A 21,352-nucleotide genomic window follows, 5' to 3' on the forward strand; every position below is an offset into this window, starting at 1 on the left:
GCACCGCCCCGCGCGGCTATTCGGCCGCGATCGACCCGGGCAGCGGGGCGGTGCGGTGCGACGTGCGCCGCGATCTCACCGAGGCCTCGCCCTCGGCGCTGGGCGCCGCCGGGGGAGCGGTGACCGACCTCGAGGACCTGCGCCGGCTCGCGACCGGCATCGCCGCCTCGCCGTCGGGCGACGCGGTCTGGGCCGACGCCGTCCCGCAGGGGCAGGGGCGCCCGGCCTGGCTGCTCGCCGGACTCGGCGGCCACCAGGTCGGCCCGCTGCGGGGCTTCTCGGGCATCGCGCCCGGATTCGTGACGGCCGCCTACTCCGATCCCGTCTCGGGACTCACCGTGGCCGTGTCGTTCAACAGCTCGACCCCGGGAGCCGACTTCGCCGGGAACGCCGCGCGCGCCCTGGCCTCGATCGCGGTCGACGCGGGTGCGGCGGCGGGAGCGGCCGACCTCCCGGCTCTGCCCTGGACAGCCGAGAGCGAGAGGAACGCGACCCTCACCGCCCACGCCCGCTGCTGAGCGCGGTCGAGGGTGGCAGGAGGGCGTCGCGGCGTGACCGTCCGGCGCCGCCCCGTGTCGGCGGGGCGCCCTACCCTGGGCTCATGCCGATCACCCCCGACACCAAGGACTGGACCTGGGCCGCCGAGCGACCCTGCCTCGAGTGCGGCTTCGACGCCTCGCTCGTCGACGCGTCCGAGGTCCCGCACCTCATCCGCGAGAACGCCGCCGCGTGGCCGTACGTGCTCGAGCGCGACGACGTCGTCGGGCGGCCCGACGACGAGACCTGGTCGCCGCTCGAGTACGCGGCGCACGTGCGCGACGTGCACCGCATCTACCGCCTCCGCCTCGGTCTGATGCTCGAGGGCGACGACCCGCTGTTCCCGAACTGGGATCAGGACGTCACCGCGGTCGAGGACCGCTACTCCGAGCAGGATCCGGCGACCGTCGGCCGCGAGCTCGTCGAGGAGGCCGGCCTCATCGCCGGTGTCTTCGAGGGCGTCCGGGGCCGCCAGTGGCAGCGCCCCGGTCGGCGCAGCGACGGTGCGACCTTCACGGTCGAGACGATGGCGCGCTACTACCTGCACGACGTGCAGCACCACCTGCACGACGTCCGCGGCTGAGCCGAGTGCCGCGGCGTACGGAGGCTCAGTAGTCGATGAGCTGCGGATTCAGGAACGACACCGTCCGCGCGTAGGCGAGAGCGGCGGAGGAGGGGTCGACCGCGTCGCGCAGCGTCCCGTTCGCGAAGTGCCGCACCGTCCCGGCGTACGTGTGCGCGGTGACCGGGGTGCCCGCGTCCTTGAGGCGTCCGACGAACGACTCCGGGTCGTCGCCCTCCGGCCACTCGTCGCTCGCCGCGTAGTGCAGGAGGGTCGGGCAGGGCACGAGGGCGTGCTCCTCCTGCCCGAGGGTGGCGTAGTAGGCGACGACGGCGTCGACGAGCCCGGTCGCGGCGGCGAGGAGCCCGAGCCGGCCGCCGAAGCCGAAGCCGACGATGGCGCTGCGCTGCGCCCCTTCGGCCGCTCCGGAGCGGATCGCCTCGGCGATCGCGGCCATCGCCCGGTCCTGCGCGGTCATCGCGGCGAGATCGCGCGCGTCCTCCGGAGCGAGCGTCGCCCATCCGTCGTACAGGTCGGGCACGAGCACGTGGTAGCCGTGCTTCGAGACGGCCTCCGCGAAGGGCTCCATCCACGGCAGCCGGCCGAACACGTCGTGGAGCACGACGACGACCGGGCGGCCGGGGCGCCCGTACTCGAGGGCGATGCCCGGCGACGGGATCTGGACGAGCTCTGTCACTCCTCCAGCCTGCACCGGGGCGGCTCGGAATCCGCGTGACGGCACCGATCGCGTCGGCGTGTCGCCCGAGAACGGGCCGGAGAGGGAGTGGGAGGTGGAGCGAGTGACGGGAATCGAACCCGCGCCATCTGCTTGGGAAGCAGAAGTTCTACCATTGAACTACACTCGCGCGTCGCCTCGGAGGCGCACTCGATCATCGTAGCAAGCCCCGCGCGCACGCCACGTCGCGGCGACCACCGCACGCCCTAGGATCGCCTCGTGCTGCTCTCCGATCGCGACATCCAGACCGAACTCTCCTCCGGCCGGGTCGGACTCGAACCGCACGATCCGGCCATGATCCAGCCGTCGTCCGTCGATGTGCGTCTCGACCGCTTCTTCCGGCTGTTCGACAACCACCGCTACCCCTACATCGACCCGGCCGAGGACCAGCCCGATCTGACGCGCCTGGTCGAGACCCCGCAGGGCGAGCCGTTCATCCTGCACCCCGGCGAGTTCGTGCTCGGATCGACGTACGAGGCGGTCACGCTGCCCGACGACATCGCCGCGCGCCTCGAGGGCAAGAGCTCGCTCGGACGCCTGGGCCTGCTCACCCACTCGACCGCGGGCTTCATCGATCCGGGCTTCACCGGACACGTGACCCTCGAGCTCAGCAACGTCGCGACGCTGCCCATCACGCTCTGGCCCGGCATGAAGATCGGGCAGATGTGCTTCTTCCGGCTCAGCTCGCCCGCCGAGAAGCCGTACGGATCCGCCGAGTACTTCTCGCGGTACCAGGGTCAGCGCGGGCCGACGGCGTCGCGCTCGTCGCTGAACTTCCACCGCACCGACGTCTACGGCGACTGACGGGCGAGCACCGGACGGTCGGCGCTCAGCCCAGCAGGCGCGGCAGCTGCAGCACGAGCCAGGGCGAGAACGCCCACGGGGCGGCGCGCACGGCGGCCAGCGTCGCCTCGGGGTCGACCCACTCGTAGTCCATGACCTCGTCCGCGCGCGGCGCCAGCGCCTCGCGGCTCGAGAGGGTCGCGGTGTAGACGGGGCAGATCTCGTTCTCGACGATCCCGGAGGCGTCGACGGCGCGGTAGCGGAAGTCGGCAAGCGCGACCTCCAGCGTCTCGAGACGGGCGCCGAGCTCGCGCTCGGCCCGTCGGACGACGGCGTCCTCGATCCGCTCGCCCGGCGCCGGGTGGCCGCAGAACGAGTTGGTCCAGACGCCCGGCCAGGTGCGCTTGCCCAGCGCCCGACGGGTCACGAGCAGCGCGCCGTCGGGCGCGAACACGTGGCACGAGAACGCCAGATGCAAGGGCGTGTCCGTGTCGTGCACCGTCGCCTTGTCGGCCACGCCGACCGCGTCGCCCGTCTCGTCGAGCAGGACGACCTGCTCGATCTCGTCCTCGCGCACGGCGATTCCTCCCGAAGTCATGGCTGTAAGTCAAGCACGACCGTGGAACTCAGCCGGCTTAGTGCTAGACAAGCGAACTTGTTAGCCTCTCAACCGTGGATACACGCGACCCCGTGGTTCTCTCCCGGAAGCGGCAGGAACACGTCGATGCCGTGCTCGACCGGTTCTTCTCCCTGGCGCGCGCCCGGGCGGAGCGGCTGGGGACGCGGTACACGACCCTCTGGCACACCCTCGAGGCCAACACCCGCGGAGGCAAGCGCTTCCGCCCCCTCATGGTCATCTCGGCGTACGAGGCGCACGGCGGACGCGACTCGGAGGCGGCCGCCCACCTCGGCGCCGCGTTCGAGCTCCTGCACACCGCGCTGATCGTCCACGACGACGTGATCGACCGCGACTTCGTGCGCCGCGGCGGCCCCAACGTCTCGGGCAGCTACCGCGACGAGGCCACCACGGCCGGTCTGTCGATCCCGATCGCCGAGCACCGCGGCACGTCGGTCGCGGTCATCGCCGGCGACCTGGCCCTCACCGGCGCCCACCGCCTCGTCGAGGGAGTCGGAGCCGACGACGCCGTGCGCGCGCGCCTGCTGACCCTGCTCGACGAGGCCGTCTTCGCCTCGGCCGCCGGTGAGCTCGCGGACGTCGACTTCTCGCTCATGCCCGGCATGCCCTCGGTCGAGGAGGTGCTCGAGATGGAGCGCCTGAAGACCGCGGTCTACTCCTTCGAGGCTCCTCTGCAGGCCGGGGCGATCCTCGCGGGCGCCTCCGACGAGGCCGTCGAGGCGCTGGGCGAGTTCGGCAGGTGCATCGGCATCGCCTACCAGATCGTCGACGACCTCCTCGGGGTCTTCGGCTCGGAGGGGCAGACCGGCAAGACCACGCTCGGCGATCTGCGCGAGGGCAAGCGCACCGTCCTGATCGCGCACGCGGCCGGCACCGAGTGCTGGCCCGAGATCGAGGGTCTGATCGGCGACGAGCACCTCGGCACCGAGACCGCCGAGCGCGTCCGCCGGATCCTCGAGGAGTGCGGAGCCCGCGGCTTCGCCGAGTCCCTCGCCGGCGACTTCGCGAGCCGCGCCTGGGAGGCGCTCGGCACGCCCGCGGTGTCGGAGGAGTTCCGCGCCGAAGTGCGTCCGCTGGTGGCCAGCGTGCTGGGGCGCACCCGGTGATCCCCGCTGTGCCGGGCCGCCACGCGCGGCCCACCGCCCCGATGACCGCACGCACGCCCACGACCCCTACGGTGGCACGATGACCCGGCAGAGCGAACTGTACGACCGAGTCGCGCACGAGGCGTCCGCGCAGGTGATCCGGAGCTACTCGACGTCGTTCGGGCTCGCCACGCGACTGCTCGGCCGCGGCGTCCGCGAGCGGGTCGAGGACGTCTACGCGCTGGTGCGCGTCGCCGACGAGATCGTCGACGGGGTCGCCGAGGCGGCCGCGCTCGACCGGGCCGCCGTCGAGGAGGCCCTCGACGCGTTCGAGGCCGAGACCGACCGGGCGCTCGCCTCCGGCTACAGCTCCAACCTCGTCGTGCACGCGTTCGCGCGCACGGCCCGCGCCACGGGCTTCGGCACCGAGCTCACCCGCCCCTTCTTCGCGTCGATGCGCGCGGACCTGCGCGAGACCGTGCACACCCCCGAGTCCTTCGAGCGCTACGTCTACGGCTCGGCCGAGGTCGTCGGCCTGATGTGCCTGCACGTGTTCCTCGCGGCTCCGGATGCGGGTCACGTCTCTCCGGTCGCCCGCGAGCGCCTCGTGGCCGGCGCCCGCCGCCTGGGCTCCGCGTTCCAGAAGGTCAACTTCCTGCGCGACCTCGCCGACGACGTCGACGGCCTCGGCCGCAGCTACTTCCCCGGCGTCGATCCGCGCGCCTTCACCGAGGACGACAAGGCGGTCCTGCTCGCCGACCTCGACGACGACCTCGACGAGGCCGCCGCGATCATCCCGGAGCTGCCGCGCTCGAGCCGCCGCGCGGTCGTGCTCGCGCACTCGCTCTTCCAGGCGCTCGCCGACCGCATCCGAGTGACGCCCGCCGAGGAGCTGCTCCGCGCCCGCGTCAGCGTGCCGACGGCGACGAAGGCCGTGCTCGCCGCCCGGGCCGCCGCCTCCACCCTCGCGCCCCGGCTGGGACGGGGCCCCGCCCGGGCGAGCCGCTCGGCGACCGGCCCGCACCGCGCGATCGTCATCGGCGGCGGCATCGGCGGACTCGCCTCCGCGGCCCTGCTCGCCCGCGACGGCTGGAGCGTGACCGTACTCGAGAAGCGCGAGGTCGTCGGCGGCCGCGCCGGGTCGTGGGAGCGCGACGGGTTCCGCTTCGACACCGGACCCTCGTGGTACCTCATGCCCGAGGTCTTCGACCACTTCTTCCGCCTGATGGGCACCAGTGCCGACGAGCGCCTCGACCTGGTGAGGCTCGATCCCGGCTACCGCGTCTACAGCGAGGGCGTCGACGAGCCGATCGACGTGCTGGCCGACCTCGAGTCCAACATCGCCCTGTTCGAGAGCGTCGAGCCCGGCTCGGGCGAGCGGATGCGCGCCTACCTCGAGTCGGCGCGCGACACCTACGAGGTGGCCAAGCGCCGCTTCCTCTACACCAGCTTCGCCTCGTTCCTGCCGCTGCTGCGCAAGGACGTGCTGACCCGCACGGCGACGCTCGGGAAGCTCCTGCTGACTCCGCTCGACTCGCTCGCGGGCACGGCGGTCAGCGACAACCGGCTCCGCCAGATCCTCGGCTACCCGGCCGTGTTCCTCGGCTCCTCGCCGTACGACGCTCCGAGCATGTACCACCTGATGAGCCACCTCGACCTGGCCGACGGCGTGCTGTACCCGATGGGCGGGTTCACGCGCCTGATCGAGGCCGTCGCCGAGGTCGGCGAGGAGGCGGGCGTCACGATCCGCACGTCGTCGCCGGCCACCCGGATCCTGACGGCCCGCGCGCCCCGGGGCGGCCGCCGCGGCGCCGAGGTCGTCGGAGTCGAGTTCGAGGGTCCGGACGGCGTCGAGCGCCTCCCCGCGGAGCTGGTCGTCAACGCGTCCGACCTCTTCACGACCGAGCAGTCCCTCCTGCCCGACGAGCTGCGCACCTTCCCGCCCGAGTACTGGGAGGACCGCAACCCCGGCCCCAGCGCCGTGCTCGTGCTGCTCGGCGTCCGCGGCGGGCTGCCGCAGCTCGAGCACCACACCCTGCTCTTCACGCAGGACTGGCACGACAACTTCGACCGCATCTTCGGCGAGAGCCCGTCGGTGCCCGACCCGGCGTCGATCTACGTGTGCCGCCCGAGCGCGACCGACCCGGGCGTCGCTCCGGAGGGGCACGAGAACCTCTTCGTGCTCGTCCCGATCCCCGCCGACACCTCGATCGGGCACGGCGGCGTCGACGGCGCGGGCGACGCCCGGGTCGAGGCGATCGCCGACGCGGCGATCCGCCAGATCGCGACGTGGACGGGAGCGGCCGACCTGGCCGAGCGCGTGGTCGTCCGCCGCACCATCGGACCGGCCGACTTCGAGAGCGATCTCGGAGCGTGGCGCGGCTCGATGCTGGGCCCGGCGCACGTCCTCAAGCAGAGCGCGTTCTTCCGCGCCGGCAACGCGAGCGCCCGCGTCGACGGACTCCTGTTCGCCGGCAGCTCGACGATCCCCGGCATCGGCCTCCCCATGTGCGTGATCAGCGCCGAGGTGATGCTCAAGCGGGTCCGCGGCGACGTCTCCACCGAGCCGCTCCCGGTGCGCGGAGCGCCGGTGGCCCCCGTGGCCCCGAGCGTCCGATCCGAGGTGCGCGACGCCGTGCTCGCGGACGCGGGGGAGTAGCCGGTGGCGGTCGTCTACCTGCTCGCGCTCGCCGTCTCGATCACGGGGATGGTCGTGCTCGACAGGCGCTTCGGGCTGTTCTTCTGGAACGACGCGCGCCGGGCCGCGATCGTGCTCCCCGTGGGCGTCGTCTTCTTCCTGATCTGGGACCTGTTCGGCATCGGGCTCGGCGTGTTCTTCCGCGGCGAGACGCCGTACATGACCGGACTCCAGCTCGCACCCGAGCTGCCGGTCGAGGAGGTCCTCTTCCTCACCCTGCTCTGCTACCTGTCGATGGACGTCTACGGGGCGCTCTCGAAGCGGGCGGAGGCGGCCGCGTGACGTACCTCCTCCTGAACTCCGTCTTCCTCGCGGTGGTCCTGGTGGTCCTCGTGATCGCCCTGCGCCGCGGGCGGCTGCGCCTCGGCGCCCTCGCGGGCACGCTCGTCGTGCTGCTGGTGACGACCGCGGTGTTCGACAACGTGATGATCGGAGTGGGACTGCTCGTGGCCTACGACGACTCCCTGATCTCGGGCCTGCGGATCGGCGTCGCGCCGATCGAGGACTTCGCCTACGCGATCGCCGCGGCCGTCGCCCTGCCCGCCCTCTGGTCGGTCCTCCCGGATCGCCGCCGCGCCGATCGGAGCCCCTCGTGAACCGCCTGCGCGCGCTCTTCGTCTCGAGCCGGCCGCTGAGCTGGGTCAACACCGCCTATCCCTTCGCGGCGGCCTACCTGCTGACCACGCGCGAGATCGACCTCGCCTTCGTGCTCGGCACGCTCTACTTCCTGATCCCGTACAACCTCGCCATGTACGGCATCAACGACGTCTTCGACTACGAGTCCGATCTGCGGAACCCCCGCAAGGGCGGCGTCGAGGGTGCGGTGCTCGACCGGAGCGAGCACCGGGCGACCCTGATCGCCGCGGTCGCGACGAACGTGCCGTTCCTCGTCGCTCTCGTGCTGCTCGGCTCGCCGCTCTCGTGGCTCGTGCTCGCGGTCAGCGTCTTCGCCGTGATCGCCTACAGCGCGCCGGGACTGCGCTTCAAGGAGCGCCCGTTCGTCGACTCCCTCACCTCGGCGACGCACTTCGTCAGTCCCGCCGTGTACGGCATCGCGCTGGCGGGCACCACGGTGACCGGGCCCCTCGTCGCCCTGCTCGTCGCGTTCTTCCTCTGGGGGATCGCCAGCCACGCGTTCGGAGCGGTGCAGGACATCCTCGCCGACCGCGCCGGGGGGATCGGGTCCATCGCGACCGTCATCGGAGCGAAGGCGACCACGCGGTTCGCGATCGGCGCGTACGCGGCGAGCGGGCTGCTCCTGCTGCTCCTGCCGTGGCCGGGCACGCTCGCGGCCCTGCTCGCGGTGCCCTACGCAGTGAGCATCTGGCCGTACCGCTCGCTGAGCGACGCGGAGGCCGAGCGGGCGAACGCGGGCTGGAAGCGGTTCCTGGCGCTCAACTTCCTGACCGGGTTCCTGGTCACGCTCCTGCTGATCGTCTTCTGGCTCGCGACCTGAGCCCCGGTCCGGGCCCGCGGAGGCTGCGGGCTCGCGGAGGGTGCGGCTCAGAACAGGTGGTGCGGCGCCACGATGAGCGCCACGACGACCGCGAGGCCGGCGAGGAGCGCCACGACGAGGGCGCCGTAGCCGATCCGCTTCGAGGCCTTCGCGAGCCGGGTGCGCCGGGGCACGCGGCGCTTCTTCCTGACGCGGGTCGACGCCGGACGGTCGGGCTCGTGCGCACGGTCGGCAGCAGCCGACGCGGTGGGCCAGCCGTCGGCGGGACCGGTGCGGGGAGCCTCCACCGCCGGTTCGGCGCTGCGCGTGCGCCGCTCGGGGCCGCGTCGCGCGGCCTGCTCGTCCGTGGTGCGCCGTGACATGCGGCTCCTGTGCTGCTCGGGCCGACGGAGCCGGCGGTGCGCCGTCGGAAGACGGCTCCGTCGTGCGGACGGCCCCGTCACTCTAGGGGAGCGGAGCCTCCTGCTGCGCGGGCGGCTCCGCGGGGGCGCTCGCCGGCGGCCGGCGGACGGGCAGGAGGAGGACCAGCCCGACCGCGAGGACGAGGACGAGCCCGAGGATGCCCCAGTACTGCACGTTCGACTCGTCGCCGCCGGAGGCCGCCGCGGCGATCGAGACGAAGGCCGCGAAGGCGGCCGGGGCGAGGAAGGACGCGGCGCGGCCGGTGGTCGCGTAGAGCCCGAAGATCTCGCCCTCGCGGCCCTCCGGGATCAGACGGGCGAGGTAGCTGCGGCTGGCCGACTGGGCGGGCCCGACGAAGAGGCAGAGCAGCAGTCCGAAGATCCAGAAGACCGTGGCGCCGCCGTCGTGCAGGACGAAGACCGCCGTGCCGCAGACGACGAGCCCGACGAGCGAGGCCACGATGACCGTCTTGGGCCCGAGCCGGTCGTCGAGGGCTCCGACCGAGATGGTGGCGACGCCCGCCACCACGTTCGCGGCGATCGCGAAGAGGATCACCTCGCCGGCGCTGAAGCCGAAGGTGCCCTGGGCGAGGACGCCGCCGAAGGTGAAGACCCCGGTCAGACCGTCGCGGAAGACCGCGCTGGCGATGAGGAACGCGACCGTGCTGCGGCTCTCCCCCCAGAGCGCCCGGATCTGGCGGAACAGCGCGCGGTAGGAGGCGATCACGCCGATCCGCTCGCGCCCGCCGGCCCGCGCCGGCAGCTCGGGGACCGCGACGAGCACCGGGATCGCGAAGACCGCGAACCAGCCTCCCGCGAGCAGGATCGAGACGCGGACGTCGAGTCCGTCCTCGCCGGTGACTCCGAAGAGCCCCACCTCGGGCGAGATGAAGCCGAAGTAGACGATCAGCAGGAGCGCGATGCCGCCGACGTAGCCCATGCCCCAGCCCAGGCCCGAGACGCGGCCGATCGTGGCGCGGGTCGAGACCTGGCTGAGCATCGCGTTGTAGTTGACGCTCGCGAACTCGAAGAAGACGGTGCCGACGGCGAGCAGTCCGAGGCCCAGCCAGAGGTACGCGGGGTCGGGGCGCACGAAGAACATCAGCAGGATGCAGGCGACGACGACCGCGGAGTGGATCCCGAGCCAGAGGCGGCGGCGTCCGCCCAGATCGGCCCGGCGTCCGGTGAGCGGGGCGATGAGCGCGACCACCAGGCCCGCTCCGGCGAGCGACCAGCCCAGCGCGGCCGAGACCCCGCTGGGAGTGCCGAACAGGCCGTCGGTGGTGAGGTAGACGGTGAAGACGAAGGTGGTCACGACGGCGTTGAAGGCGGATCCGCCCCAGTCCCACAGTCCCCACGCGAGGACGGTCCCGCGGCCGGTGCGTTCGGTCATGCGCTCACCGTAGGGCGTCCGGGTGAACGGCGGGAAGCGAGATCTGAGAGTTGAGCCGACTCGACTCAGGTTCTCGGCTCCCGGCTTGACTCCAGGATCGACCTGCGTAAACTTGAGTGTGCGGGGCTCAAGTCCCGCAGAGGTGTGCACCACTCACGTCAGCACCACTCACGACAACTGATCGACCCCCTCACGGACGGCCGGTCGCGAAGGAGAAACACGCTATGTCCCGTGCCGTAGGCATCGATCTGGGAACCACCAACTCGGTCGTGGCCGTCCTCGAGGGCGGCGAGCCCACCGTCATCGCGAACGCCGAGGGCTTCCGCACCACCCCCTCCGTCGTCGCGTTCACCAAGGACGGCGAAGTGCTCGTCGGCGAGACCGCGAAGCGCCAGGCCGTCACCAACGTCGACCGCACCCTCGCCTCGGTCAAGCGCCACATGGGCACCGACTGGACCTTCGGGGTCGAGGACAAGAAGTACACGCCGCAGGAGATCTCGGCCCGCATCCTGGGCAAGCTCAAGCGCGACGCCGAGCAGTACCTGGGCGAGAAGGTGACCGACGCGGTCATCACCGTCCCCGCCTACTTCAACGACGCCGAGCGCCAGGCCACGAAGGACGCCGGCGAGATCGCCGGACTCAACGTCCTCCGCATCATCAACGAGCCCACCGCGGCCGCTCTCGCCTACGGCCTCGACAAGGGCAAGGAGGACGAGCTCATCCTGGTCTTCGACCTCGGCGGCGGAACCTTCGACGTCTCCCTCCTCGAGGTGGGCAAGGACGACGACTTCTCGACCATCCAGGTGCGCTCGACCTCCGGCGACAACCGCCTCGGCGGCGACGACTGGGACCAGCGCGTCGTCGACTACCTCGTCAAGCGCTTCAAGGACTCCACCGGCGTCGACGTGTCGAAGGACAAGATCGCCCGCCAGCGCCTCAAGGAGGCCGCGGAGCAGGCGAAGAAGGAGCTCTCCTCGAGCACCTCGACCAGCATCCAGCTGCCCTATCTCTCGCTCACCGAGAACGGCCCGGCGAACCTCGACGAGACGCTGACCCGCGCCAAGTTCGAGGAGCTCACCAGCGACCTCATCGAGCGCACCCGCAAGCCGTTCACCGACGTCATCGCCGAAGCGGGCGTGAAGGTCGACGACATCGCGCACGTCGTGCTCGTCGGCGGATCGACCCGCATGCCGGCCGTGGCCGAGCTCGTCAAGAAGCTCACCGGCGGCAAGGAGCCCAACAAGGGCGTCAACCCGGACGAGGTCGTCGCCGTCGGCGCCGCGCTGCAGGCCGGCGTCCTCAAGGGCGAGCGCAAGGACGTCCTCCTCATCGACGTCACCCCGCTCTCGCTGGGCATCGAGACCAAGGGAGGGATCATGACCAAGCTCATCGAGCGCAACACCGCGATCCCCACCAAGCGGTCCGAGACCTTCACCACGGCCGACGACAACCAGCCGTCCGTCGCGATCCAGGTCTTCCAGGGCGAGCGCGAGTTCACCCGCGACAACAAGAACCTGGGCACCTTCGAGCTGACCGGCATCGCGCCGGCGCCCCGCGGCATCCCGCAGGTCGAGGTCACCTTCGACATCGACGCCAACGGCATCGTGCACGTGTCCGCGAAGGACAAGGGCACCGGCAAGGAGCAGTCGATGACGATCACCGGCGGCTCGTCGCTGCCGAAGGACGACATCGAGCGCATGGTGCGCGAGGCCGAGGAGCACGCCGCCGAGGACAAGGCCCGCCGCGAGGCCGCCGAGATCCGCAACAGCGCCGAGACGCTCGCGTACTCGATCGACAAGCTGATCAAGGACAACGAGGACAAGCTGCCCGAGGACGTCAAGTCCGAGGTGCAGAGCGACGTCGACGCGCTGAAGACCGCGCTCGCCGGAGACGACGACGCGGCCGTCAAGACCGCGTTCGACGCCCTCAACGCCTCGCAGACCAAGATCGGCCAGGCCATCTACTCGCAGGACCAGGCCGCGCAGAGCGCCCCGCAGGACGCGCCGGCCGAGGACGAGAAGAAGGACGACGAGAACATCGTCGACGCCGAGGTCATCGACGAGGACGAGCCGAAGGACACCAAGTAGCGATGGGCAAGCACAACCAGGAGCCGACCGAGGGCGTGCCCGAGGACGAGCCGACCACCGGAGCCGAGGCGGCCGAGTCCGCCCAGGACGCCGAGGGTCTGATCGAGGCCGAGGGCCCCGACGTCGAGACGACGCTCTCGGACGCCGACCTCTCGTTCCTCTCGGGCCAGTCCGACGCCGAGACGCTCGCAGCGGAGCACCTCGCCGACCTCCAGCGGGTCACCGCGGAGTACGCGAACTACCGCAAGCGCACGGAGTCGAACCGGCAGGTCGAGAAGGAGCGGGCCATCGGCGACGCGGTGAAGGTCATCCTCCCCGTGCTCGACGACCTCGACCGCGCCGAGAAGCACGGCGACCTGCAGGAGGGCGGTCCGTTCACCGCCATCGCGCAGAAGCTGCGCGGCGGGATCGAGAAGCTCGGGCTGGTGAAGACCGGAGCCGTCGGGGACCTGTTCGACCCGAACATCCACGAGGCGATCTTCCAGCAGCCCACGCCGGGCGCCGAGACCTCCACGGTCGCGGACGTCGTCGAGGCGGGCTACTACCTCGGAGGCTCGCTGCTGCGGGCCGCCAAGGTGGTCGTGGCCGTCCCCGCCGACTGACACCCTCCCGCACCACCGCGAGGGACCCCGCCCCGCACCCGGTCCGCCCCCTCGGGGGAGACCCGGTGGGGGCGGGGTCCCTCGCCGCACTCGACACAGGAAGAGGCACATGGCCAGCCAGGATTGGTTCGAGAAGGACTTCTACAAGGTCCTCGGCGTGTCCAAGGACGTCTCCGCGGCGGATCTGAAGAAGACGTACCGCAAGCTCGCGCGGCAGTTCCACCCGGACTCCAACCCGGGGGACGCCCGGGCGGAGGCGCGCTTCAAGGAGATCAGCGAGGCGTACACCGTCCTCTCGGACGCCGATCAGCGCAAGGAGTACGACCAGATCCGCGCGATGGGCGGTGGCGCGCGCTTCACCGCCGGCGGCCAGCCCGGCGGCTTCGACGACGTCTTCGGCGACGTGTTCGGTCAGGGCGGGCGCCCGGGCGCCGGCAGCAGGCAGGGCCCCCCTCCCGGCTTCGAGGACCTCCTCGGCGGGATGTTCGGGGGAGCGCCGGGCGGCAGCCGCTTCGGCCAGCCCACGGGCGGGTTCCGCGGCTTCGGCGGACCGCAGAAGGGGTCCGACGTCACCGCCAGCACGACCATCGACTTCCGCACCGCGACCCGCGGCGACACTGTGCAGCTGCAGACCGGCGAGGGCCGACCGCTCTCCGTCCGCATCCCCGCCGGCGTCGCCGACCAGCAGAAGATCCGCGTGCGCGGCAAGGGGCGTCCGAGCCCCGACGGCGGCGAGCCGGGCGATCTCGTGCTCACCGTCGCCGTCCGCAAGCACCCCGTCTTCGAGCGCGACGGGCTGAACCTCCGCGTGAACGTCCCGGTCACCTTCGTGGAGGCCGTGTTCGGCGCGACCATCGAGGTGCCCACGCTCGGCGGCGACCCCGTCAAGCTGCGGGTGGCCCCCGGCACGCCGAGCGGACGGGTGCTGCGGGTCAAGGGCCGCGGCGTCGAGACCGGGAAGGGCACCGGCGATCTGCTCGCCGTCATCCAGGTGGCGGTGCCGGATCACCTGTCCTCCGCCGCTCGGGCGGCGCTCGAGGCCTACGCGGCCGCGGAGCCCGCCGAGAACCCGCGCGAGGACATCCTGGAGAAGTCCCGCTACTAGGCGCGGGCGCGACGGCGTCCGGGCGGACGCGACAGGCCGGACCGGCCGGAGAGGAGGCGACGATGGACGAGAACACCCCCGTGTTCGCGATCGCGGTCGCCGCCGACCTCGCCGGCATGCACCCGCAGACGCTGCGCCAGTACGACCGGCTCGGACTCGTCCGGCCGACGCGCACCGCGGGCAAGTCGCGCCGCTACTCCATGCGCGACGTGGTGCAGCTGCGCGAGGTCGCCCGGCTGTCCTCCGAGGGCGTGTCCCTCGAGGGCATCGCGCGGATCCTCCAGCTCGAGAACCAGGTGCAGTCGCTGTCCGCCCGCGTGCGCGAGCTCGAGTCGGCCCTCGCCGACGAGCTGCTCAACCGTCCCGGCCGTCGCGTGTTCGCCGCGGGACTCGAGGGGGACGTCGTCACGCTCCGCCACGGCACGCGCGCCCAGCGGCGCACGGAGGTCGTCGTCTGGCGCCCGATGCCCCGCCGGAGCGACGCCGACGAGCTCGACGCCCCGTGATCGGGGTACGCTGACCCTCGCGCCCGGCACCGTCGCCGGTCCGCCCGCTCCGTCGCTACGGCAGCGGTGACACGAGGAGGACCGATGGCCCACCCCAGCGAGCACGACGAGCCCGTCCGGAGCGACGCGGCGACCGAGCGCACGACCCCCGCCGAGCACCGCTCGCCGGTCGTGCCCGACAACGGCTACAGCCGCGAGTCCTACGCGATCCACGCCACGCGCACCGAGCTCCCGCTCTTCTCGAACGCCCTGCACGGCAGCCGCGACGACGCGCGCTGGCTGTCCTCGCTCTCGGGCGTGCTCTCCTCGGGCGACCCCGAGGCCGCGACGACGGCCGCCCAGGCCGCGATCGAGCGCCGTCGTCGGCGGTCCGGCGACTCCGACTCCTAGCCGGGGCGACCCCGGCGCGCGTCGGTCAGTCGCGAGCGCGCACGCTCGCGTAGCGGCGGTCCAGGCGCGTGCCCAGACGGCCGCCCGTCGACCGCTGCAGCAGATCGGAGCCGCGCGACACCAGCTCGCCGCCGAACGGCAGCCCGCGCACGAGCCCCCGCACCGCGACGCGCTCCGAGTCGGTGTAGCCGAGCAGGACGTAGAGGCCCACGACCGCCATCGCGGCGATCGTCGCGACCCGGCCCGGCAGCTGGTCCAGGATCCCGCCGTTGCCCTCGACCGGTTCTGCGAGGGTCACGCACATCAGGAAGATCGTCGCGTAGACCGCGAGGTGCACGTGGACGCTCCGCCACGGACGCGCGAGGGCCGCGATCGGCAGGATCCAGAGCGCGTACCAGGGGTGGATCGCGGAGGACGCCGTGACGAACGCCAGCAGCGCCGTGGCGAGCCGGGCCAGGGGATCGATCGCCCGGCGGGTCAGCAGGAGCCAGGCGGCCACCGTCCCGGCCAGCGTCAGGGCGAGCAGCTTCACGAGCGTCACGGCAGCCGCGGGGTCGTGCCCCGTGAGCTCGACCGTCGACGAGACCAGCACCGCGACGAGCGACATCGGCGCGTACCAGTGCAGGATCGTGCCGGGCACGATCATCGCGGCGACCCAGCCCACTCCGACGCCCGCGGCGAAGCCGAGCGCGACGACGAGGCCCAGCGCTCCGAGCCCGGTCCAGAGCCAGCCGCGCAGGCGCTCGCGCAGCGTCGCGTCGTGCCGGAGCCAGAGCAGGGCGAGCACGGGCAGCGCGATCACGGCGACCGGCTTCACCGCGATCGCGGCGCCCATGAGCACGACCGCGAGGACGCGACGGTCGGTGCACCCGTAGTAGAGCGAGGCGAGGATGAGCGCCAGCATCACCGAGTCGTTGTGCCCCGCGACGACGAACAGGATCAGGGTCAGCGGGTTCGCCACGACGACCCAGGCGGTCAGCGGAGTCGACAGGCCGCGCAGGCGGGCCAGCCGCAGCGCGTAGACCGCGAGGGCGATCACCCCGGCCACCGAGACGGCGCGCAGCATCGCGACGGAGAGCTCGGGCGAGGACCAGCCCGCGAGCTGAACGGCCGTGCGCTCGATCACGAGGAACAGGGGCCCGTAGGGGGTCGGCGTGTCGGCCCAGACCGGGTCGACGCCGAGGAGGAACCAGCCGGGCAGGGTGGCCACGCCGTGCGAGTACGGATCGATGCCCTGGGTCATCAGCCGGCCCTGCGCGACGTACGAGAACATGTCGCGGCTGAACAGCGGCACCGTGATCAGCAGCGGTGCGCACCACGCGGCGGCCGCGACGAGGATCGTGCGCAGCGCACGGGGGTCGTCGCTCCGGGCGAGCGTGCGCAGCCGGAGCCAGGCGAGCAGGAGCAGCAGTCCGCCGCCGAGCACGAGGATCGCGCAGATCTCGGTCAGCGAGGCGGTGGCGCGGACGGCGGCGATGAGCGGCCACTCGCGCAACGGGGAGTCACCGGGCAGGTAGCCGACGCCGAGCGAGCCGAGGAGGATCGCGCTCGTCGCGACCGTGCCCATCGCCAGGGGCGCCACGCGCGACGCCCGCTCCACGAGGCGGCGGGCCCGGAGGGGGACGCGTCGCGCCCGCTCCGACGCCAGGACCGTGTCCGGTCGTTCCGTCGTCACCTGAGCAGTCATCGACGGCCACGCTAGGCGACCGCACTCCGAAACGGATGGACGTGGCGTGAACGGTTGACCTCTCCGCTTCTCAGGCGCTAGTCGGCTCGGGCACGGCTTCCGCGAAGCGGAGCTGGTTGCCGAACGGGTCGATCACCTCGAGGGAGAAGCCGAACGGCGAGCGCGTGATCCGCGGGTTGAGATAGGGGTAGGACTTGGCGTCGAGCTCGGCGTGCAGCTCCCGCACGCCGCGGAGCGACACGTGCAGCGCGGCTCCCGGGCTGCCGTCGCGGTGGTGCTCGCTGAGGTGCAGGCGCAGGCCCGAGCGCGACACCTGCAGGTAGAGCGGGGCGTCGCGGCCCGCGCGGTGCTCCCAGTCGACGGTGAAGCCGAGGTAGTCGACGTAGAACTCGCCCGCCTTCGCGACCGAGAAGATCCGCAGGATCGGCACGGCCGCCTCCATCCGCACGGCCTCGAGCCGCAGGGGCTCTCCCGGCAGCGGCTGGTCCCTGGCGCGTCGTCTCGTCTCCACGGCACGAGGGTAGCCGCCGCCGCGCGCCGCTCGCCGGAGCCGCCGTCAGTCGGCCCGACGCGGCGGGCGGTCCGGGCGCGTCGCCGGGTCAGTCGACCAGATCGAGGGCGCGCAGGTGCTCGAGGACGGCGACGCCGGCGGGAGGGCAGCGGTGGGCCTCGGCGGTGCCGATCCCGTGGAGAGAGTCGATCTCGCCGCTCGCCGAGGGCTCGCCGGCGAGCTCGGCGAGGAAGACGCGCATGTGCACCTCGCGCCCCTCCGGCTCGCCGTGGGCCTGGGTGCGGACGACGACGAGCTCCTCGAGCCGCGTGGTGGCGGTGCCGAGCTCCTCCTCGGCCTCGCGCGCCGCCGCCTCCCGGCCCGTCTCGCCCGGATCGACCTTGCCGCCCGGCAGGTAGACCACCTCGCGGCCCCGCGCCGTCACCATCAGGACGCGGCGCTCCCGGAGGACCACGACGGCGGAGACGACGATCGGCGGGAGGGTGCTCATCCGGACATCCTGCCCGCTCCCGGGCGGCCCGAACGCCTCCCGGCACGGCTCGGCGCCGTCGACCCGCGGCTACCATGGGTGCACACATCACAGGACGCGCGCAGCCGGCGCGCGTCGGGGCCCCGTGCGCCCGAACAGCTGAGGAGCAACCCGTGGCAGAACCCACCACCCTCGACAAAGTCGTCACCCTCGCGCAGCACCGGGGGTTCGTCTTCCCCTCGGGTGAGATCTACGGAGGCACGCGCTCGGCGTGGGACTACGGGCCGCTCGGGGTGGAGCTCAAGGAGAACATCAAGCGCCAGTGGTGGAAGGCCTTCGTGCAGGGCCGCGGCGACGTGGTGGGCCTGGACTCCGCCGTGATCCTCCCGACCGCGATCTGGAACGCCTCCGGCCACGTCGGAGTGTTCTCGGACCCGCTGACCGAGTCGCTGATCACCCACAAGCGCTACCGCGCCGACCACCTCTTCGAGAAGTACGAGGAGGTCAACGGCCACCCGCCCGTGAACGGCCTCGCGGACATCCCCGACCCGGAGCACCCCGACAAGGTCGGGCAGTGGACCGAGATCAAGCAGTTCTCGGGGCTCATGAAGACCTACCTGGGCGTCGTCGACGACGAGTCGGGACTGCACTACCTCCGCCCCGAGACCGCGCAGGGCATCTTCACCAACTTCGCCAACGTGCTCCAGAGCGCGCGCAAGAAGCCGCCGTTCGGCATCGGCCAGATCGGCAAGGCGTTCCGCAACGAGATCACCCCCGGCAACTTCATCTTCCGCACCCGTGAGTTCGAGCAGATGGAGCTCGAGTTCTTCGTCGAGCCCGGCACCGACGAGGAGTGGCAGGAGACCTGGATGCAGCTCGCCTGGGACTGGTTCGTCGACCTCGGGATCGACCCCGAGAACATCCGCCAGTACGAGCACCCGAAGGACAAGCTCTCCCACTACTCCAAGCGCACGGTCGACATCGAGTACCGCTTCTCGTTCGCCTCGGGCGAGTGGGGCGAGCTGATGGGAGTCGCGAACCGCACCGACTTCGACCTCAAGACGCACATGGAGCACTCGGGCAAGGACCTCTCGTTCTTCGACCAGACCCGCAACGAGCGCTTCGTGCCGTTCGTGATCGAGCCGTCCTTCGGTCTGACGCGCGCCCTCATGGCGTTCCTCGTCGACGCGTACGAGGAGCAGGAGCTGCCGCCGAACGCCAAGGGCAAGGTCGAGACCCGCACCGTCCTGCACCTCGACCCGCGCCTGGCGCCGGTCAAGGTCGCCGTGCTGCCGCTCTCGCGCAACGAGGCCCTGTCGCCGCTGGCCCGTCAGGTGGCCGACCGGCTCCGTCAGCTCTGGAACGTCGACTTCGACGACTCCGGAGCGATCGGACGCCGCTACCGCCGTCAGGACGAGATCGGCACGCCGTTCTGCGTGACGGTCGACTTCGACTCGCTCGAGGACGACGCCGTGACCGTGCGCGACCGCGACACGATGAAGCAGGAGCGGATCCCGCTCGACCAGCTCGAGGCGCACCTGTTCGCGGGTCTGCGCGGAGCGTGATCAACCCGACCCTGCTGGTCGAGTAGCCGAGGAGCGGCGTATCGAGACCCCCGTTTCCAGCGGTGGTGGATCTCGATACCTCCGCTACGCGGGCTACTCGATCAGCGGAGGAGGGGACCGCTCCGTCTTCCTGCTGGTCGAGTAGCCGCGGAAGCGGCGTATCGAGACCCCGCCTCCAGCCGGGCGGTTCGCGATGCCCTCGATCAGCTCGCGGTGCGGTGCTCCCGGGCCAGCAGGGCGTAGACGAGGGTCGAGGTCCACTCGCCCTTGCAGAACTCGTCCTCGACGTGGTGCGCCTCGCGCCGCATGCCCAGGCGCTCGCAGAGGCGGGCGGACGCGGTGTTGCGGTCGTCGAGCTGCGCGACCGCGCGGTGGGCGCCGAGCCGGTCGAACGCGAGGTCCAGCAGCGCGCGGGCGGCCTCGGTCGCGAGCCCCGCGCCCTGCGCGTCCGGATGCAGCACCCAGCCGATCTCGACGGCGCCCTGCTCGAGCGAGGACGCGATGAGGGTGAGGTCGCCGACGACGTGGCCCGAGAGCGGACCCTCGCGCGGCACCATCGCCAGGACGACCACGTCTCCGTCGGCGGCCAGCCTCGCCGAGGGCAGCCGGGTGAGCAGGTGCGCGCGCGATTGCTCGGGAGTGCGCACCGGCCAGCGGAGGTACCGCACCGCCTCGGGGTCACCCTGGTAGCGGGCGTGGTCGGCGGCGTCCTCGACGCGCAGCGGCCGGAGCAGGAGCCGATCGGTGAGGATCGGCTCGGCGTCGTAGGGGAACCTCAGGCGCACGACCGGCTCAGGCCGTGGCGGCGGAGTCGTCGCTCCGCGGCCGTGCGACGGCCGGCTCGGCGGGCACCTCGATGCCGAAGAGCGCCTCGAGGCCCGTGAGGTACGCCTCCTGAGCACCGGCGCGGGCGTAGTCGCGGGCGCGGACGCTCGGAGTGTGCAGCAGGACGCCGGCGAGGTGGCGCAGCGCCTGCTCGGTCCGTCCGTCGTCGTCGCCGCGCGAGCGGGCGCGCTCGATCTCGGCGTCGAGGGCGTCGAAGACGTGCGCGCGGAGGGCGACGACGGCCGGCGTGAGGCTCTTCTCGTCGGCGACGTCCGAGAACTTGCGGGCGGCCTTGTCGACGAGCGCGCGCGCCTTCTCGGAGGCGTCGAGCACCTCGAGCGGGGCGTGCAGGCTGATGGTCTCGAGGTCGAGGAGCTCGACGCCGGAGACGCTGGTCACGTCGGCGGCGACGTTGCGGGGCAGGCCCAGGTCGATGACGAGCTGGCGCTCGCGCGCGGCCGCGTGCAGGCGCCCGTGGATGAGGAGCGCCGCGTCGAGCACGGGGGTCTCGGTGGTGGTGCAGGTGATCACGACGTCGGCGGCGACCGCCTCGGCGGCGAGGTCGGCGCCCGCGATCGGGCGCAGGGCGCGGCGGACGGCGAAGCCCTCCGCGCGGCCGGAGGGGGAGTGCACGGCGATGTCCACGACGCCGCGGTCGCGCAGGGCGGCGACGGTCGCGCGCGCGTAGCTCCCGGTGCCGATCAGGAGCACCCGGGCCGCGCGCCAGTCGGTGACGCGGCTGGAGGCGAGGTCGAGAGCGAGCCGGACGATCGAGCGGCCGGCGCTGCCGAGGCCGGTGCGGTTCTTGATGCCGCGGGAGGTCTGCGAGGCGCGCTGGAACAGGCGCTCGAGCTCGGACGAGGTGGTGCCGAGGCGGCGGGCCTCCTCGAGGGAGCGGCGCACCTGGCCCGCGATCTCGCCCTCGCCGACGACGACGGACTCGAGTCCGCTCGAGACGGCGAACAGGTGCTCGGCGACGCGATCGCCCGAGACGACGTCGACGCTGCCGCGCAGCTGCTCCTGCGCGACTCCGGTGGCGGCGCTGACCGCGGCAGTGGCGGCCTCGACGGCCACCGCGCGGGCGGCCGTCAGCGGCTCGTCGATGTCGAGGTACGCCTCGAAGCGGTTGCAGGTGGCCACGACGACGGCCCCCGAGACGAAGTCGATGCCGTCCGCCAGGGCCGAGGCGACGGCGGAGGAGTCGACGGAGAGCTTCTCGAGGAGATCGAAGCTGGCGTTCTTGTGCGACGCCGTCAGACACAGAAGCACCCGAGCAGTCTACGCGCCGTCCCGGGGCGGCGGGCCCGGGATCCGGGA

General features: G+C 72.3%; 22 protein-coding genes, 1 tRNA gene and 1 pseudogene. 14 read left to right on the forward strand and 10 right to left on the reverse strand.

Features of this window, described 5'->3' with window-relative positions; all coding sequences use genetic code 11:
- Both NB037_RS09180 and NB037_RS09185 read left to right on the forward strand, forming a co-directional pair.
- A pseudogene (locus NB037_RS09180) lies at positions 1–518 on the forward strand (serine hydrolase domain-containing protein); the annotation flags it as partial.
- Between the two features lie 83 nt (positions 519–601).
- Complete coding sequence (locus NB037_RS09185) at positions 602–1,120, forward strand: DinB family protein (RefSeq protein ID WP_251945336.1); 519 nt, start codon at positions 602–604, stop codon at positions 1,118–1,120.
- A 25-nt stretch (positions 1,121–1,145) separates the two neighbouring features.
- Here NB037_RS09185 and NB037_RS09190 read toward each other — a convergent pair whose 3' ends face one another.
- Together NB037_RS09190 and NB037_RS09195 are read right to left on the reverse strand one after the other, a co-directional pair.
- Complete coding sequence (locus tag NB037_RS09190) at positions 1,146–1,796, reverse strand: dienelactone hydrolase family protein (protein ID WP_251945338.1); 651 nt, start codon at positions 1,794–1,796, stop codon at positions 1,146–1,148.
- A gap of 95 nt (positions 1,797–1,891) precedes the next feature.
- A tRNA-Gly gene (locus NB037_RS09195) sits at positions 1,892–1,965 on the reverse strand.
- An 89-nt stretch (positions 1,966–2,054) separates the two neighbouring features.
- Here NB037_RS09195 and dcd point away from each other — a divergent pair.
- Positions 2,055–2,639 carry a dCTP deaminase gene (gene dcd, locus NB037_RS09200; RefSeq protein WP_251945341.1) on the forward strand — a complete coding sequence of 195 codons (585 nt, stop codon included), beginning with the start codon at positions 2,055–2,057 and terminating at the stop codon, positions 2,637–2,639.
- 25 nt (positions 2,640–2,664) lie between these two features.
- Here the strand turns inward: dcd and idi are convergent, their stop codons facing one another.
- Positions 2,665–3,216, reverse strand: a complete 552-nt coding sequence (gene idi / locus NB037_RS09205) for an isopentenyl-diphosphate Delta-isomerase (RefSeq protein ID WP_251945343.1) — start codon at positions 3,214–3,216, stop codon at positions 2,665–2,667.
- Positions 3,217–3,290: 74 nt separating this feature from the next.
- On the opposite strand from idi, the gene NB037_RS09210 reads away from it, so the two are divergent.
- The 5 genes from NB037_RS09210 (at position 3,291) to NB037_RS09235 (ending at position 8,494) form a co-directional block, all read left to right on the forward strand.
- The gene (locus tag NB037_RS09210) at positions 3,291–4,361 is read left to right on the forward strand and encodes a polyprenyl synthetase family protein (protein WP_251945345.1); all 1,071 of its coding nucleotides are present in this window, start codon (positions 3,291–3,293) and stop codon (positions 4,359–4,361) included.
- Positions 4,362–4,440: 79 nt separating this feature from the next.
- Positions 4,441–6,999 (forward strand): phytoene desaturase family protein, encoded by a 2,559-nt coding sequence (crtI, locus tag NB037_RS09220; RefSeq protein WP_308202067.1) that lies wholly within the window; start codon positions 4,441–4,443, stop codon positions 6,997–6,999.
- A gap of 3 nt (positions 7,000–7,002) precedes the next feature.
- Positions 7,003–7,320, forward strand: coding sequence for a lycopene cyclase domain-containing protein (locus tag NB037_RS09225; protein WP_251945347.1), 318 nt, complete (start codon positions 7,003–7,005; stop codon positions 7,318–7,320).
- Positions 7,317–7,634 (forward strand): lycopene cyclase domain-containing protein, encoded by a 318-nt coding sequence (locus NB037_RS09230; protein WP_251945348.1) that lies wholly within the window; start codon positions 7,317–7,319, stop codon positions 7,632–7,634. The genes NB037_RS09225 and NB037_RS09230 overlap by 4 nt, the downstream gene beginning before the upstream one ends.
- The gene (locus tag NB037_RS09235) at positions 7,631–8,494 is read left to right on the forward strand and encodes a prenyltransferase (RefSeq protein WP_251945350.1); all 864 of its coding nucleotides are present in this window, start codon (positions 7,631–7,633) and stop codon (positions 8,492–8,494) included. Before NB037_RS09230 ends, NB037_RS09235 begins: the two co-directional genes overlap by 4 nt.
- Positions 8,495–8,541: 47 nt before the next feature.
- Here NB037_RS09235 and NB037_RS09240 read toward each other — a convergent pair whose 3' ends face one another.
- The gene (locus NB037_RS09240; RefSeq protein ID WP_251945352.1) at positions 8,542–8,856 is read right to left on the reverse strand and encodes a hypothetical protein; all 315 of its coding nucleotides are present in this window, start codon (positions 8,854–8,856) and stop codon (positions 8,542–8,544) included.
- Between the two features lie 82 nt (positions 8,857–8,938).
- Positions 8,939–10,288, reverse strand: a complete 1,350-nt coding sequence (locus NB037_RS09245; protein WP_251945354.1) for an MFS transporter — start codon at positions 10,286–10,288, stop codon at positions 8,939–8,941.
- 224 nt (positions 10,289–10,512) lie between these two features.
- Between NB037_RS09245 and dnaK the strand changes: the two genes are divergently transcribed.
- The 5 genes from dnaK to NB037_RS09270 all read left to right on the forward strand — a co-directional run bounded on the left by dnaK (position 10,513) and on the right by NB037_RS09270 (position 14,978).
- A complete protein-coding gene (dnaK, locus tag NB037_RS09250) occupies positions 10,513–12,375 on the forward strand; it encodes a molecular chaperone DnaK (RefSeq protein ID WP_251945356.1) in 1,863 nt (620 codons plus the stop codon).
- Between the two features lie 2 nt (positions 12,376–12,377).
- Positions 12,378–12,977: a nucleotide exchange factor GrpE gene (locus tag NB037_RS09255; protein WP_251945357.1), complete on the forward strand. Its 600-nt coding sequence runs from the start codon at positions 12,378–12,380 to the stop codon at positions 12,975–12,977.
- Positions 12,978–13,086: 109 nt separating this feature from the next.
- Positions 13,087–14,082: a DnaJ C-terminal domain-containing protein gene (locus NB037_RS09260; RefSeq protein WP_207403085.1), complete on the forward strand. Its 996-nt coding sequence runs from the start codon at positions 13,087–13,089 to the stop codon at positions 14,080–14,082.
- Between the two features lie 62 nt (positions 14,083–14,144).
- Positions 14,145–14,588 carry a heat shock protein transcriptional repressor HspR gene (locus NB037_RS09265; RefSeq protein WP_207403084.1) on the forward strand — a complete coding sequence of 148 codons (444 nt, stop codon included), beginning with the start codon at positions 14,145–14,147 and terminating at the stop codon, positions 14,586–14,588.
- Positions 14,589–14,672: 84 nt separating this feature from the next.
- Positions 14,673–14,978, forward strand: coding sequence for a hypothetical protein (locus NB037_RS09270; protein WP_251945359.1), 306 nt, complete (start codon positions 14,673–14,675; stop codon positions 14,976–14,978).
- 25 nt (positions 14,979–15,003) lie between these two features.
- Here the strand turns inward: NB037_RS09270 and mptB are convergent, their stop codons facing one another.
- The 3 genes from mptB to NB037_RS09285 all read right to left on the reverse strand — a co-directional run bounded on the left by mptB (position 15,004) and on the right by NB037_RS09285 (position 17,666).
- Complete coding sequence (gene mptB, locus NB037_RS09275; RefSeq protein WP_251945361.1) at positions 15,004–16,665, reverse strand: polyprenol phosphomannose-dependent alpha 1,6 mannosyltransferase MptB; 1,662 nt, start codon at positions 16,663–16,665, stop codon at positions 15,004–15,006.
- Between the two features lie 70 nt (positions 16,666–16,735).
- A complete protein-coding gene (locus tag NB037_RS09280; RefSeq protein WP_251945363.1) occupies positions 16,736–17,176 on the reverse strand; it encodes a glyoxalase superfamily protein in 441 nt (146 codons plus the stop codon).
- 88 nt (positions 17,177–17,264) lie between these two features.
- A complete protein-coding gene (locus tag NB037_RS09285; protein WP_251945364.1) occupies positions 17,265–17,666 on the reverse strand; it encodes an NUDIX domain-containing protein in 402 nt (133 codons plus the stop codon).
- A 152-nt stretch (positions 17,667–17,818) separates the two neighbouring features.
- On the opposite strand from NB037_RS09285, the gene NB037_RS09290 reads away from it, so the two are divergent.
- Positions 17,819–19,210: a glycine--tRNA ligase gene (locus NB037_RS09290; protein ID WP_251945365.1), complete on the forward strand. Its 1,392-nt coding sequence runs from the start codon at positions 17,819–17,821 to the stop codon at positions 19,208–19,210.
- A gap of 203 nt (positions 19,211–19,413) precedes the next feature.
- Here NB037_RS09290 and NB037_RS09295 read toward each other — a convergent pair whose 3' ends face one another.
- Both NB037_RS09295 and NB037_RS09300 read right to left on the reverse strand, forming a co-directional pair.
- Positions 19,414–19,995: a GNAT family N-acetyltransferase gene (locus NB037_RS09295; protein ID WP_251945366.1), complete on the reverse strand. Its 582-nt coding sequence runs from the start codon at positions 19,993–19,995 to the stop codon at positions 19,414–19,416.
- A gap of 7 nt (positions 19,996–20,002) precedes the next feature.
- Positions 20,003–21,304 (reverse strand): glutamyl-tRNA reductase, encoded by a 1,302-nt coding sequence (locus tag NB037_RS09300; RefSeq protein WP_251945367.1) that lies wholly within the window; start codon positions 21,302–21,304, stop codon positions 20,003–20,005.
- Positions 21,305–21,352: the final 48 nt, after the last annotated feature.

The organism is Rathayibacter rubneri, assembly GCF_023743255.1.
Classification (GTDB): Bacteria; Actinomycetota; Actinomycetes; order Actinomycetales; family Microbacteriaceae; genus Rathayibacter; species Rathayibacter rubneri.

Excerpts from the sequence above, each read along its gene's own strand:
- NB037_RS09185 (WP_251945336.1), top strand. The coding sequence starts at position 602 with ATGCCGATCACCCCCGACACCAAGGACTGGACCTGGGCCGCCGAGCGA.
- idi (WP_251945343.1), bottom strand. The coding sequence starts at position 3,216 with ATGACTTCGGGAGGAATCGCCGTGCGCGAGGACGAGATCGAGCAGGTC.
- crtI (WP_308202067.1), top strand. The coding sequence starts at position 4,441 with ATGACCCGGCAGAGCGAACTGTACGACCGAGTCGCGCACGAGGCGTCC.
- NB037_RS09240 (WP_251945352.1), bottom strand. The coding sequence starts at position 8,856 with ATGTCACGGCGCACCACGGACGAGCAGGCCGCGCGACGCGGCCCCGAG.
- NB037_RS09245 (WP_251945354.1), bottom strand. The coding sequence starts at position 10,288 with ATGACCGAACGCACCGGCCGCGGGACCGTCCTCGCGTGGGGACTGTGG.
- dnaK (WP_251945356.1), top strand. The coding sequence starts at position 10,513 with ATGTCCCGTGCCGTAGGCATCGATCTGGGAACCACCAACTCGGTCGTG.
- NB037_RS09255 (WP_251945357.1), top strand. The coding sequence starts at position 12,378 with ATGGGCAAGCACAACCAGGAGCCGACCGAGGGCGTGCCCGAGGACGAG.
- NB037_RS09260 (WP_207403085.1), top strand. The coding sequence starts at position 13,087 with ATGGCCAGCCAGGATTGGTTCGAGAAGGACTTCTACAAGGTCCTCGGC.
- NB037_RS09265 (WP_207403084.1), top strand. The coding sequence starts at position 14,145 with ATGGACGAGAACACCCCCGTGTTCGCGATCGCGGTCGCCGCCGACCTC.
- NB037_RS09270 (WP_251945359.1), top strand. The coding sequence starts at position 14,673 with ATGGCCCACCCCAGCGAGCACGACGAGCCCGTCCGGAGCGACGCGGCG.
- mptB (WP_251945361.1), bottom strand. The coding sequence starts at position 16,665 with ATGACTGCTCAGGTGACGACGGAACGACCGGACACGGTCCTGGCGTCG.
- NB037_RS09285 (WP_251945364.1), bottom strand. The coding sequence starts at position 17,666 with ATGAGCACCCTCCCGCCGATCGTCGTCTCCGCCGTCGTGGTCCTCCGG.